The organism is Bacillus cereus group sp. MYBK227-1 (assembly GCF_051916325.1).
In the GTDB taxonomy this organism is placed as follows: domain Bacteria; phylum Bacillota; class Bacilli; order Bacillales; family Bacillaceae_G; genus Bacillus_A; species Bacillus_A cereus.
The window spans coordinates 105,845-119,867 of the sequence record NZ_JBQAGK010000011.1 but is presented as its reverse complement, the minus strand read 5'-3'; the positions used below and the strand labels follow the sequence as shown (position 1 = coordinate 119,867).

Below are 14,023 nucleotides of genomic sequence, written 5' to 3'. Positions count from 1 at the left end.
TAGAATGAATATAAAATTTAGTTATAAAGGCGTATTTTTATTATTATTTGGAGTGATTTGTGCAAATTTACTTTTTGTCCCTTTATTAGGCATGCTAAATCTATCACAAATGCATAGTATCTGGCTTGTTACAAGTATTGCGGCAAGCGTTTTGCTTACGGTAGTTGTTTCTTTCATTGATGGATCGTTTGCATCGAAAGCTCAGTTGTTTTTTAGATTTATATTGTTTTCGATTTGTTGTACGTTCGTTACTTACATGATTGTTTTTTAGTAAATAGGAGGTCATGCACGTTATGTATATTGCAGGGGTAATGTCTGGTACTTCATTAGATGGAATAGATGTAGCGCTCGTTCATATAGAAGGAAGTGGTGTAGATTCTAAAATCCAACTCATCCATTTTACTACTGTTCCATTTTGTAATGATATGAAAAATGAGATCCAACAAGCGTTATCAATTGAAACTTCGAATGTCCAACTTATATGTAGTTTAAATTTTAAACTTGGTTTATGCTTCGCCAATGCTGTAAAGGAAGTTTGTAAAGAGGCCAATTTTCCTTTGAGACAATTAGATTTAATAGGCTCTCACGGACAAACGATTTATCATCAGCCAAAGCAAGAAGGGAATATTATTTCTTCAACATTGCAAATTGGGGAACCAGCAGTAATAGCATATGAAACGAACACGACGGTTATCTCGAATTTCCGAACGATGGACATGGCGGCAGGGGGACAAGGTGCACCACTTGTACCATATTCAGAGATTATTTTATATCGGCATCAAACTAAAAATAGACTACTACAAAATATTGGTGGGATTGGTAATGTTACAGTGGTTCCAAGTAAACGAAGTAAAGAGAGTGTTATTGCTTTCGATACTGGACCAGGCAACATGGTAATCGATGAAGTATGTCAAAAATTATTTCATGTACCATATGATCAAAATGGTTGGATTGCAAAGCAGGGGGTAGTTGTAGATGAAATTTTAACATACTGTATGAACCATCCATTTTTGAACATGAAACCACCAAAATCAACAGGTAGAGAACAGTTTGGAGAAGCGTTTGTGACTGAATTATTGAATCAATTTAAAAAGCATAGTAAAGAAAATATATTGGCAACTGTCACGATGTTTACAGCATGTTCAATTGTTCATCATTATAAGGCGTTTATTTTGCCGTATTATGAAATTGATGAGGTGATTTTAGGTGGTGGTGGAAGTTATAATAATACACTTGTTGAAATGTTACGGAATGGATTAAGAGAAGAGAAATGTAGCATATGTATACAAGAAGATATTGGTCATTCTTCAGCAGCGAAAGAAGCAATTGCATTTGCTATTTTAGCAAACGAAACGTATCATCGTAATCCGAGTAATGTGCCGAGCGCAACAGGTGCTAAGAATTCCATAATTTTAGGGAATATAACATTCCCTCCATACGCAAATGAAAATGAGGCGAACATATGAAGTATATGATTGGAGTAGATGGCGGGGGAACGAAGACCGAGGCAATTGCATTTGATAAAGACGGAAATGAACTTGTAAGGGCTACCAGTGGTTTTGGAAACATATTAATAGATTTTGAAGAAGCTCTTGTGCATATTATGGAAGCAATTAATCAATGCCAGAAGAGTTTAATAAATGGGCATTGTGTTTGTGTTTGTTTAGGATTAGCTGGTATAAGCGGAGCGAATACAAATGAATTAACATTACGTTTAAAAAAGAAATACGGAACAAAAATTGAAATTTTTAATGATGCAATGATCGCACATGCAGCTGCTTTAAAAGGTAAGGATGGAATATTAACTATAGGTGGTACAGGTGCAATTTGTATAGGAAAAAAAGGAGAAGTATATCAGTATAGCGGTGGATGGGGACATATTTTAGGAGATGAGGGGAGCGGATATTGGATTGCATTACAAGCTTTGAAGAAAATGGCAATTCAGTTCGATCAAGGAATCAGTCTTTGTCCATTGAGTTTGAATATTCAAAGGCAGTTTCAACTTTTGACACCGTCTCATATAAAAAGCTTAGTATATACTTCTTCTAAAGATAAAATTGCAGCAATCGCCCCATTAGTTATTCAGGAAGCGAGAGATGGCAATGATGATGCGCATGAAATTATGATGCAAGCTGGAAAGGAATTAGCAAGGATTACAGTAAATGTTTATAACAAGTTGAACTTTAAGCACTCAACGCCAATTGCAGTAAGTGGCAGTATATTGCGTTTAGTTCCTGAAATATTTGCTGTATTTAAGAAATGGTGTGAAGAAAGTATGAAAGAAATTACACTCGTATCACAAGCAGAAATGGCAGTGAAAGGAACATATTATTTAATGAGGGATATATATTTTTAAAAATAGGTATGAGAATTTTTGTATGATTTGTAAAAATATGATGTTAAAATGTATAAAGGGATGTATGTTAAAAACGTACAATATACGTAGTAATTGAATATTGTATATGTATTCCCATGTAGAAAGTGAATGATTACATGATTAATAGTATGCAGTTTTTATATTTGGTGGCTTCTTATTTAATTGGAAACATATTGACCGCTTATATAGTAACAAAATTGAGACATAACGTTGATATTAGGGATGAAGGAAGCGGAAATCCTGGCGCAAGAAATATGGGGCGCGTATATGGAAAAGGGTATTTCATTGCTACATTTTTAGGTGATGCAATTAAAGGGGCAATCGTTGTTGCTGTAGCAAAATACCTTTTTGAAGATCCTACATTCGTAATGTTAACATTATTGGCCGTTATTATTGGACATATTTATCCAGTTTTATTTAAAGGCAAGGGCGGTAAAGGTATTTCAACATTTATAGGAGGACTAATCGCATTTGATTATTTGATAGCGCTTACCCTCTTAGGCATTTTTATTGTATTTTATTTAATATTTAAAGGGTTTACGAAGCCAGGACTAATTACGATTGCTTGTTTACCAATTTGTATGATTCTTTATTCTTATTCTATTGTTACCACTATATTAAGTGGAATAATTATTGTACTCATTCTATATGTAAATCGAGAATAAAATGAATGTTTAATAAGTGGGGATAATCTCCACTTATCATTTTTTATTAAATAGATAAAGGAGATAAGGCATGGGGTTAATTTATAAAGTTGCTGATCAAGATTGGGAATTTGAAAGTATACATAAATTGAATTATAAAACTTTTGTAGAAGAGATACCACAACATGAAGAAACGAAAGAACGGTTTCGTATAGATCGGTTTCATATAGAAAATACATATTTAATTTGTTTAGATGAGGATAGATTAGTAGGTATGGTCGCAGTGCGGGGAAAACGACCATTCTCGTTAGATTATAAAATTTCAAATTTAGATATTTATTTGCAAGAGCATGGAGAAAAAGTGTATGAAATTCGTTTACTTTCAGTAGAACGTGAATATAGAAATGGAAGAGCGTTGTTAGGATTAATTCGTTTTCTACATCGTTATTTGCTTCTAAATGGATATGAATTAGCACTCATTTCTGCAACAACACGTGAACTAGCTTTATATGAGCAAATGGGATTCAAATCTTTCCATACGTTAGTTGGTACAGAAGAAGCAGCCTTCCAGCCAATGTATGTTACCCCTGCTATGTTTGAAGAGTCGAGTGTTGGGGGGATTATGACGAAAGAATATACGTTTTTACCTGGTCCAGTAGATATTGAAGAGAACGTTCGAAAGGCATTTTCTACGCGACCTATTTCCCATCGCTCTAAGTCATTTCAAGTGATGATGGACAATGTGAAAAAACGGTTACTTCACATGACAAAAGCAAAACATGTACAGCTTATGTTAGGAACAGGGACGTTAGCAAATGATGCGATTGCTTTACAGTTACGTTCTTTAAAAGGGAAAGGACTAGTATTAACAAATGGGGAATTTGGTAATAGATTAGTTGGACATGCAAAACGAGCACGGTTACATTTTGATACGTATAAAAAGGAAATGGGAGATCCATTTATTTATACCGAATTAGAAGAAATTATGACAACTGGAAATTATGAATGGATTTGGTTTGTTCATCATGAAACATCTACTGGAATGTTAAACGATTTAAACGAGCTAAATACTCTTTGTAACGAGAATCAAATGAAACTGTGTGTAGATTGCATAAGCTCAATTGGAGCAATACCATTAGACTTGAAGGATGTGTATTTTGCAAGTGGTGTTAGCGGTAAAGCGATTAAATCATATACAGGAATTTCTTTCGTTTTTCATAACCACATTGTAAAAATAAACGAGGCTGTGCCGGCCTATATGGACATTGGCATGTATGAAGAAAATGAAAGTATTCCATACTCACAATCATGGAATTTAATTTATGCATTGCAAGAAGCGTTGAAGAGATTTAAAGATGAAAAGGCATTTGTAAAAATTAAAGAGACATATGATTATGTTGAAGAAGTTATTACTGATATGGGTTTAAAGCTTGTTTCACCTAAAGAACATGCCGCGCCAATTATACTTACTATTGTATTGAGCGAAGATTATTCTTCTAAAGTAGTAGGCGATACATTAGCATTACAAGGATACATCGTTCATTATGAGTCATCTTATTTACAAAAGAATAATTGGATCCAAATTGCATGTTTAAATCATTATAAAGAACGCGATATGAAGAGGATGTTAAATTGTTTGCAAATGTGTTTATTTCAGAGTGGGGTACATATATAAAGACTTTTTCTTTTCGTATAAAGGAGCTACGACTTACGAAAACTTAGGAATAGAACATTGGAAGAGGTGTCAGTATGATAACTAGAAAACTACCATTACATATAGACGATATTAAAAAAGCTCACAAAATTCTAGATAGAAATGCTCGTAAAACGCCATTAGTAAAATCTTTTTACTTGACTAGTAAAACGGGTGGAGAAATTCATTTGAAATTAGAAAATATGCAATTAACGGGTTCTTTTAAATTTCGTGGCGCATTTAATAAAATGTCGCGGCTCACGGATCAAGAAAAAGAAAGAGGTGTAATTGCATGTTCAGCAGGTAATCATGCACAAGGAGTTGCATTATCTGCTCATTTACTCGGTATTAAGAGTAAAATTGTTATGCCAATTTCTGCACCTCAGGCAAAAGTTGAAGCAACAAAAGGATATGGATCTGAAGTGATTTTACATGGTGAAACCTTTGATGATGCAAAGGTAAAATGTGAAGAAATTATAAGGGAAACAGGTGAAACATACTTACATCCATATGATGATGTAGAGGTAATGGCTGGTCAAGGTACAATTGGATTAGACATTCTTGATGATATGTGGGATGTAGATACTGTCATTGTACCAATAGGTGGAGGCGGAATTATTTCTGGTATTTCTGTAGCATTAAAATCTTTTAATCCATCGATTAATATAATTGGTGTCCAAGCAGATAATGTTCATGGAATGAAGGCATCTTACGATAAAGGAGCAATCGTAGAACACTATGAGGCGCCTACTATTGCAGATGGTTGCGCAGTTAAAATACCAGGTGAATTAACATTTGAAATTGTAAAAGAATTAGTAGATGATATTGTAACTGTATCAGAAAAAGAGCTGGAAGTAGCGATGAAAGATTTATTACAACGTGGGAAAGCTGTTGTAGAAGGTGCAGGTGCATTAGCAACTGCTGCACTTCTTGCAGGAAAAGTTGATAGTTATATAAAAGGGAAAAAAGTAGTGGCTGTTATATCTGGTGGGAACGTGGACTTACAGCGCATATCAAGTGTATGTGAGCACTTTTTTGTCGCTAATGAAGTGAAATAGTTTTATGAAAGAAGAGCTAAGAGAAATGATCTTAGCTCTTACTTTTTGTCTACCGTTTACTGTAAGTAGAAATAAACTTGCAAAATTTGCTGTTTAAAAATTATTTTATTTAAGCGCCTATTTTCACACATATCTTTAATGTTATAATAATTATTTCAATATTGTCGAAACGTAAGCAGAAATTTAATATAATAGTTTTAATGTGCTAATGAGCGGTGAGGAGGGCAGGGCATGAATAAAGAAGAACAGGTCATGAACGGTTTCAGGGAATTATATAATAAGCTGGTTTGGCTTAATAAAGATAAGATGGAAGAGGGTCTTAAAGGTTTTAAGTCTTCTGAAGTCCACTGCATTGAATATATTGAAAACAATGCAGATTCTAACGTGACACAACTCGCAGAGGCTTTTTATGTGACTCGCGGTGCTATAAGTAGAATGACTAAGAAGCTCATACAAAAAGGCCTTGTTGAAAGCTACCAAAAGTCAGAAAATAAGAAAGAAATTTATTTTAGGCTTACCGAACAAGGGAAAGAAATTTATAAAATCCATGAAAATTTGCATAAAGAGTTTCAAGAGCGAGATAAAGCTGTATTTGAACAAGTGACTGAAGAAGAATTCAACAGTATAATTAGCTTTGTGGAAAAGTATAGTAGACATTTGGATGCAGAAATAAAGAAACAAGGTATACATATTAAATCGTAATATATTTTAATAATAAAGTGAAACTTTAATCAGTGGGGGGCTTCATCTCCACTGATTATCAGCCCTCACCAATCGGGCTTTTACGGGCAGCCTTACTCTAATGAGAATAGGCTGCTTTTTTATTATTTTATTTTTGTTGACTAATCAACAAAAATAGAGTTATTATTTTGTTGACAAAGCAACAAAATTTTTAGGAGAGAAGTTAAATGTCTATATTTAGATCGAAAAATGAAAGGGGAACTGAAAAAAGCATAGATAAACATGCTTTACTATTCGGACTTATTTCTGTATTTCTTTGTGGTATAGGTTTCAGTATCATCATGCCTGTAGTCCCATTCTTAGTACAGCCATATACAAGTAATCCGGAAGAACAAGCATTGGTTGTTACACTACTAACTTCCGTATATGCGGCCTGCGTGTTTTTAGCTGCACCAGTACTCGGAGCTTTAAGCGATAAGTATGGCCGTCGTCCACTACTTTTAATATGCTTATTTGGTTCTGCAATTGGGTACTTAGTTTTTGGAATAGGAGGAGCTTTATGGGTACTATTTGCTGGACGCATAATAGAAGGAATAACAGGCGGGAGCATAAGTACTATCTTCGCATATTTTGCAGACATCATTCCAAAAGAACAGAGAACGAAATATTTTGGATGGGTGAGTGCAGTTGTAGGTGCGGGAACTATCATTGGCCCAACCATTGGGGGGATACTTGCCAAGTTTGGTGATACTGTACCTATATATTTTGGTGCAATCATAACGTTAATAAATGTTGTATATGGGATCAAATATATGCCTGAGAGCCTTGAAAAAAATAATAGGTTGAAAGAGATTACTTTTGTAAGGTTAAATCCTTTTGTACAGCTAGCAAACATACTTTCCATAAAAAATTTAAAGTGGTTACTTGTCTCAGCGTTTTTACTTTGGATACCTAACGGATCTTTACAATCAATTTTCACGCAATTTACAATGGATACTTTCAGTTGGAAACCTGCATTAATCGGACTTATGTTTTCAATTTTGGGCTTTCAAGACATTGTTTCACAAAGTTTTATCATGCCAAAGCTTTTGATCAAGCTTAGTGATAAACAAATAGCAATTCTTGGGATGGTTTCGGAGATTATAGGATACAGTTTTATTGCGGCATCAGCTTTGTTTTCACTCTATCCACTACTTATCGTTGGGATGCTGATGTATGGTTTTGGGGATTCAATTTTCGGACCTTCATTCAACGGGATGCTTTCAAAGTCTGTCAGTTCTAGTGAACAAGGAAGGATTCAAGGTGGAAGCCAATCTATTCAAGCTTTAGCAAGAATGATTGGTCCTATTCTTGGAGGACAAATCTATGTATCACTTGGTCATGCCGCACCTGCTTTTATGGGTATGATTCTTATAGTAGCGGCAATAGCAGTTTTATATAAGGGAACGCATGAAACTGTATAACAGATAGATATAAGAATAAATAAAAGGGAGTCAGAACTTAGGAACAAGTGCTGATTCCCTATTTGTTTACGGTTTGAGGACTAAGAGAAATTCTTTTACTGTTTAGGAATTTATTCTGCAATGCTCTCATGGTAAATGACTAGATAGTTTCATTATGCTTGTGCTGAAGTAAATAATGACTCCATCTTTACTTTGCTCTTCTCTCGAATTTCAGCATCTGCGTGTCTCATCACGTATTTATGCGCTACAGCGATTGCTAAAACATCATCTAATAAGCCGATCCCAATAATAGCAGCTATATCTGGAATGAAATCAATTGTTAATACGTAATAAGATAAAGCGGCTAATATTATGAATTTCGCTTTATTAGGTAATTCTTTCTTTTTCATTGTATAGAATAAAATAATACTTTCATATACGCTGGATTTACCGAGGTTTACAGAGCTTTTTTTGAACTTTTTCCAAAGGGTCTGTTTCTCCATATAAACACTCCTTTTACAAAAACATAGATTTTTTAAAAGGATGGACAAAGAAGAGAGAGATTAATCAATTTTATTGTTTTTCTTAATTATATATTTCCATAAAAATAGGGGAATACCTGTTCAAAATATTATAATGTGGATTATTTTGAACAGTGTTCCGTTACATAGTATGTGTTCGTTCCAAGTAAAGGTACTACGCAGGTAACGTTTGGTGGTAATACGTATTAAAGTTCATTTTCTACATTAATCTCTGCATTCGTACAATATTGAATTACTTCTAAATAATCTAAGGGTGCATTTATTGATGAGAACTTTTGTAATTCTTAAATAGCCTCTTTACTCGCTGGTGATTCATAGGCTTCTAATGTAATTCTGGTATTAATTGCAAGATTAGCCACTTCATCTAGCATTTCAGGTGTTACTTTGGTTCGAACCATTTTTCCTCTCTATTCTCCCATTTTCTTAAAAGTTGTCGCTTCGGTGATGGCTTTTTTATTTTCTCAAATGAAGCCGATGAGTTTGAGTTTTAGAATTTTATCGTGGTATTATTTATGTAACAAGGGGATGTTGTAAGAAAAAATACAATTTGAGGGGAAAATGAGAATGGGAATTTATAACTATGAAGCGAAAGAGGATTTGCAAGTAGGAGAAGTTTGTTTAGAACGAGATATTTATGAAATTATAAATTTTTATAAGAAAGGGTCAATAGTTTTATGTGATTCAGTATCTCGTTTCAGTGCGAATTCAGACAGAATGTTTAAAGTGATAAATAGGATAGAAACATATATGCATAAAAATGAAGACTATACATATCAGGTTTCGGATAGACCCAATTTGATTTATGTAGTTGAGCAGGTAAGATAAGGAAGTATCCATAACGGGTGCTTTTTTCTTTGTTATATAGAAATTACACATTAAACGTGAATTCTAACAAAATGGATATTTGGATTCAAATTATTTGTGATATGTACAGTAAAATGTATGTGTATGATTTAGTTATTATTATGCATTTTATAAGCGGTATGGGGGAAGAAAAATGAAAATAATAGAACTACCAATTGAATTCGAATTTAACGGGCAAAAACAATGTATTTATCCAAGTTTAATTATATTACATAATGAATTAACGTTAGTTGATACAGGATATCCAAGTTTTTTACCTTTAATTGAAAATGCAATATTAAAACATGGATATGAGATGAAAAACTTAAAGAATATAATTATTACCCATTATGATGACGATCATATAGGGGCTGTATATGATTTTAAAGTGAAATATCCAAATATTAATGTTATTGCTAGTGAAATTGAATCTAACTATATTAATGGTGATATAAAATCAGAGAGGTTAGTTCAAGCTGAAGAAATGTTAGAACGTATGCCCAATGAAGAAAAAGAATTTGGCAAATGGTTTATACAACAGTTAAAAAATATAAAACATATTTCCGTCGATGAAAAAGTACATGATGGTCAAATGATTTTGAATAATGAATGTCAAGTAGTGGCAACGCCAGGACATACTTCGGGGCATATTTCATTATATTTTCCGAATTTAGACTGTGTAATTACGGGAGATGCGGCTGTTCAAGAGAATCGTGAGTTAGTAATAGCTAATCCGAATTTTTGTTTGGATATAGAAAAAGCGAAACAGTCTTTAAATAGGATTAAAAGTTTTAAAGCAGCACAGTATTATTGCTATCATGGAGGAAAGCTTACTGTATAAATTAATGAAAACCGGTCTTTCCTAAATCGAAAAGATCGGTTTTTTAGTTCATATATTTTGCGATTTCAACCAAATCAGTAACATTATATTTCGGTAAAATTGAAATATATATGTAAAGAAGAATATATATAATTTGAACAAGGGTATAGGGGGGGAGAAAATGGGTTCGTTATTTGATGTAATAGCAGATATCATTTTATTTTATCCTCGAAATGACATGAAATTGAAACACCATATCGCAAAATTAAGTGAATTAGAGTGGTTTCGAAATCTACATGAAGATCCGAAGTATACAAGTTTAATTTGGAGTAATAGAAAAATTAAGAAGTTCATTTTGTCTTCTACTAACATGGAAACATTAATAAAATCTGAGAAAAAGCAAAAAGAATTTGTTCATCTAGTACAGGATGAATATAAAAAAAGAAGATAAGAATTTTTTTATTTTTCATATTTGGCGAAACAAATGGTACAATGAAAGCTAATGTGAAAAATAAGGAAAAGAAGTGGTCTATTTGAAAAACTTTTTAGAATTAGGAATTAGTGAAACTTTTAATCATACATTACGTGAAAATGGAATTACAGAAGCAACACCAATTCAAGAGAAGGCAATTCCAGTTATTCTGTCAGGTAAAGATATTATTGGGCAGGCGAAAACAGGAACGGGTAAAACGTTAGCATTCGTGTTACCGATTTTAGAAAAAATTGATCCAGAGTGTAGTGATGTCCAGGCTTTAATCGTTGCGCCAACAAGGGAATTAGCCCTGCAAATTACAACTGAAATTAAAAAAATGCTTGTTCAAAGAGAAGATATTAATGTACTAGCGATATATGGTGGACAAGATGTTGCGCAACAGTTGAGAAAATTAAAAGGTAATACACATATTGTTGTAGCAACACCGGGACGATTATTAGATCATATACGCCGTGAAACAATTGATTTAAGTAATCTTTCAACAATTGTATTAGATGAAGCGGATCAAATGCTTTATTTTGGTTTCTTATATGATATTGAAGATATTTTAGATGAGACACCAGGTAGTAAACAAACGATGTTATTCTCAGCAACGATGCCAAAAGATATTAAAAAATTGGCGAAGCGTTATATGGATGAACCGCAAATGATTCAAGTACAAAGTGAAGAAGTAACGGTTGATACAATTGAGCAGCGTGTCATTGAGACGACAGACCGTGCAAAGCCAGATGCACTTCGTTTTGTTATGGATCGTGATCAGCCATTTTTAGCTGTTATTTTCTGTCGTACAAAGGTTAGAGCGAGTAAGCTTTATGATAATTTAAAAGGATTAGGTTATAATTGTGCTGAACTTCATGGTGATATACCTCAAGCGAAACGTGAAAGAGTTATGAAGAGTTTCCGCGAAGCTAAAATTCAGTACTTAATCGCAACGGATGTAGCAGCTCGTGGACTTGATGTAGATGGTGTAACGCACGTATTTAACTTTGATATCCCTGAAGATGTAGAAAGTTATATTCACCGCATTGGCCGAACAGGACGTGCAGGTGGATCAGGTCTTGCAATTACGTTCGTTGCAGCGAAAGATGAAAAACATTTAGAAGAAATTGAAAAAACGCTTGGTGCACCAATACAAAGAGAAATAATCGAACAACCGAAGATAAAACGTGTAGATGAAAATGGAAAACCGGTACCAAAGCCGGCTCCGAAGAAATCAGGTCAAAATCGTCAAAGAGATAGCCGCGAGGGTTCAAGAAGTGAATCAAGACGTGATTCGAGAAATAGCTCGAGAAGTGATTCAAGAAATAGTTCGAGAAATAGTTCTAGAAATGAAAATAACCGATCATTTAATAAACCAAGTAATAAAAAAGGTAGTACAAAGCAAGGTCAGCAAAGACGTGGCCGTTAAATAGTTATAATTGTAAAAGAGTCGCAAAATATTGTGGCTCTTTTTTTGTTTGTATACAACAAGGATGATGGTAAGAAAAAAACAAAAATTTCATTCACCGTATTTGGAATTTATAAAGGAAATTTTATAGTCCAAAACCATTAGAGCGAGGGTATTACTATCATTCAGCAGAACACTTTGGTTAAAAAAAGGTATTGAAGCGAGCGAGTATTTTCATTACACATTCCGCAATTATCGAAATAGAACAAGAGAAGTTTATGAAGGATTAAACTCGTATTGGTGTACGATCGTTGGAAACTGGAAAACTAATTTGTTAGTTTTGATCGATGAGGAACTCGAGAAGCAACACTGCCATCCTTATGAGGAAATTGCTTACGACGATGAAGGTAATGTAGTGATAATATGCGAAATAAGAAAAAAGGACTAGCAGTCGTACCTGCCGTCCTTTAATAGGAGAAAAAGTAATCTTGTTTAGAACTACGCATAAACAGAAAATCTGCTTGTAATTAGTTTTACCCTAAATATACGTGTCTATACAAAAAAGGGATAAGTAAAAAATACTTATCCCCGGAAGGGAAATCCCAAGCACAAAAATGGCTCGTATTGGTCTGCAGGTTCAAAAGTAGTATATGTAAAACGAAAAATCTCATACAAAAAGCAGACAACGATTTTGGTTGTCTGCCAGTGAGTTCAATGAGTTAGCTAATTGTGATAATTTGCATCCCCATTGCGAGAAGAGTGAAGCTGCTAGTTCAAACAGCTTGTTGGTATTATTTTCGATTTCTTAAAAAATATACAGAGAAAGCAGATAAGTGAAGAACCTACCTGCTTTTGCTGTAACAAAAGAAAGAGGTATTAGCCGTGGACACGGCGGCTTGAAAATAGTATGTATTTTTATTTGAAAAATATTCACGGGGTGAAGAAACGTGGAATGTTTGATAAAGGTGTTTGTGAAATTAATCAGCTAATTAGTAAAACAAAATAGTTATTTGGAAGAAAGGGAAAATGAATATGAGATGAATTGAAGTTGTTGAAGAATTACTTGAAGTGATGAAAGAATGCTTTTGGAACGGAACATCTTTAAAGGGTGATGCTAATGATTTTAATATTGTATCCTGGCTGATTGAAGAAGCGACGCGTAAAACAAAATAAAGATTTCATTTTGTAGTAATGGGGAATAGATAAGATATGTGTACTTATTAGGGGGAAAGTAGATAAAGAGTTCTTTAAGAGGCAAGAACCGGAACAAAATAAAAGAGCGGCTAGCAAAAGCTAACTGCTCAATACAAGGAGATACAGAGAAGACTACTTTAAATGAATGTTGGCATACAGCCTACATACAGTATTGACCGAATATTTATTTTAAATTCAATTTATTTAAAGTAAATATTCCAACAGATAAAATGGTTGCGCCTGCTACAGAACCTAGCCAGTCTCTCCAGCCTAATGTATTTAAAGATGCATCTGTTAAATCCGTAATTAAGAAGATAGCAAACATTAATACACCAAATGCTAAGCATCCCCAAAATGTTTGCAAATATTTAATCATTTTCTTTCGGAACTTGCTCATATAAATTACCCTTATCAATAATTATATTTTTATAAATAAATTATCGCATGTGCAAAAATTAAAAGTACAAAATATGCAATATTACATATCGGAACTCAACAAAATACTCCATTGATAAGAACATAGATCGAACGGAGGGGAACCGTGTCGTATGAATCAATTGTCATTTTTTGAAGTCATCGATGTAAAGGAGATGCGCTTACTTGTGGTGAAGGAGCTGAAAAACTACAAAGTGTTGTGCGTCTGGATGAAGAATTGAGAAAAATAGGATCAAGCGGAGGGCATCGTTCTTTTCCTAAAATGAAAGGTGACGATAAGAAACATGAGATACGTTTTAAACAAATTGAGCGGACGTTAAAAAATAAAAATTTATAAAGGAAATAGAAAGTATGGTGTTGTATATGTACGATAATAGGAAACTTTTTGCAAACTAAACATATAATTTTAATAGA

At 33.7% G+C, this 14,023-nt stretch carries 15 protein-coding genes; 13 read left to right on the top strand and 2 right to left on the bottom strand.

Translation table 11 applies throughout. The features are described from left to right. The first annotated feature begins 4 nt into the window (after positions 1-4). From ACTFRM_RS28790 to ACTFRM_RS28755, 8 genes are all read left to right on the top strand, one after another. Positions 5-271 (top strand): hypothetical protein, encoded by a 267-nt coding sequence (locus ACTFRM_RS28790; RefSeq protein ID WP_001021962.1) that lies wholly within the window; start codon positions 5-7, stop codon positions 269-271. Positions 272-293: 22 nt separating this feature from the next. After that, on the top strand, positions 294-1,466 hold the full coding sequence (anmK, locus tag ACTFRM_RS28785) for an anhydro-N-acetylmuramic acid kinase AnmK (protein ID WP_000274978.1): 1,173 nt from the start codon (positions 294-296) through the stop codon (positions 1,464-1,466). Continuing rightward, positions 1,463-2,356 carry a BadF/BadG/BcrA/BcrD ATPase family protein gene (locus ACTFRM_RS28780; protein ID WP_000876589.1) on the top strand — a complete coding sequence of 298 codons (894 nt, stop codon included), beginning with the start codon at positions 1,463-1,465 and terminating at the stop codon, positions 2,354-2,356. Before anmK ends, ACTFRM_RS28780 begins: the two co-directional genes overlap by 4 nt. A 137-nt stretch (positions 2,357-2,493) precedes the next feature. Further along, positions 2,494-3,042: a glycerol-3-phosphate 1-O-acyltransferase PlsY gene (gene plsY, locus ACTFRM_RS28775; protein WP_000610870.1), complete on the top strand. Its 549-nt coding sequence runs from the start codon at positions 2,494-2,496 to the stop codon at positions 3,040-3,042. Positions 3,043-3,112: 70 nt separating this feature from the next. Further along, positions 3,113-4,696 (top strand): aminotransferase class V-fold PLP-dependent enzyme, encoded by a 1,584-nt coding sequence (locus ACTFRM_RS28770; RefSeq protein WP_000523057.1) that lies wholly within the window; start codon positions 3,113-3,115, stop codon positions 4,694-4,696. Between the two features lie 74 nt (positions 4,697-4,770). Continuing rightward, complete coding sequence (gene tdcB / locus ACTFRM_RS28765; protein ID WP_000632959.1) at positions 4,771-5,772, top strand: bifunctional threonine ammonia-lyase/L-serine ammonia-lyase TdcB; 1,002 nt, start codon at positions 4,771-4,773, stop codon at positions 5,770-5,772. 231 nt (positions 5,773-6,003) lie between these two features. Further along, on the top strand, positions 6,004-6,474 hold the full coding sequence (locus ACTFRM_RS28760; RefSeq protein ID WP_001030904.1) for a MarR family transcriptional regulator: 471 nt from the start codon (positions 6,004-6,006) through the stop codon (positions 6,472-6,474). A gap of 206 nt (positions 6,475-6,680) precedes the next feature. Continuing rightward, on the top strand, positions 6,681-7,916 hold the full coding sequence (locus ACTFRM_RS28755) for an MFS transporter (RefSeq protein WP_322356374.1): 1,236 nt from the start codon (positions 6,681-6,683) through the stop codon (positions 7,914-7,916). 152 nt (positions 7,917-8,068) lie between these two features. On the opposite strand, the gene ACTFRM_RS28750 is transcribed toward ACTFRM_RS28755, so the two are convergent. Then, a complete protein-coding gene (locus ACTFRM_RS28750) occupies positions 8,069-8,398 on the bottom strand; it encodes a YkvA family protein (RefSeq protein ID WP_000415079.1) in 330 nt (109 codons plus the stop codon). A gap of 603 nt (positions 8,399-9,001) precedes the next feature. Between ACTFRM_RS28750 and ACTFRM_RS28745 the strand changes: the two genes are divergently transcribed. From ACTFRM_RS28745 to ACTFRM_RS28730, 4 genes are all read left to right on the top strand, one after another. Then, positions 9,002-9,262: a hypothetical protein gene (locus tag ACTFRM_RS28745; RefSeq protein WP_000513517.1), complete on the top strand. Its 261-nt coding sequence runs from the start codon at positions 9,002-9,004 to the stop codon at positions 9,260-9,262. 172 nt (positions 9,263-9,434) lie between these two features. Then, positions 9,435-10,121, top strand: a complete 687-nt coding sequence (locus ACTFRM_RS28740; RefSeq protein ID WP_000691158.1) for an MBL fold metallo-hydrolase — start codon at positions 9,435-9,437, stop codon at positions 10,119-10,121. Positions 10,122-10,281: 160 nt separating this feature from the next. Then, positions 10,282-10,551: a hypothetical protein gene (locus ACTFRM_RS28735; protein ID WP_000535037.1), complete on the top strand. Its 270-nt coding sequence runs from the start codon at positions 10,282-10,284 to the stop codon at positions 10,549-10,551. Between the two features lie 73 nt (positions 10,552-10,624). Then, positions 10,625-12,001 (top strand): DEAD/DEAH box helicase, encoded by a 1,377-nt coding sequence (locus tag ACTFRM_RS28730; protein ID WP_002164545.1) that lies wholly within the window; start codon positions 10,625-10,627, stop codon positions 11,999-12,001. Between the two features lie 1,357 nt (positions 12,002-13,358). Here ACTFRM_RS28730 and ACTFRM_RS28725 read toward each other — a convergent pair. After that, positions 13,359-13,571: a hypothetical protein gene (locus tag ACTFRM_RS28725; protein ID WP_000033157.1), complete on the bottom strand. Its 213-nt coding sequence runs from the start codon at positions 13,569-13,571 to the stop codon at positions 13,359-13,361. A 237-nt stretch (positions 13,572-13,808) separates the two neighbouring features. Here ACTFRM_RS28725 and ACTFRM_RS28720 point away from each other — a divergent pair, with 237 nt between their 5' ends. Further along, positions 13,809-13,946, top strand: coding sequence for a hypothetical protein (locus ACTFRM_RS28720; RefSeq protein WP_171840951.1), 138 nt, complete (start codon positions 13,809-13,811; stop codon positions 13,944-13,946). Positions 13,947-14,023: the final 77 nt, after the last annotated feature.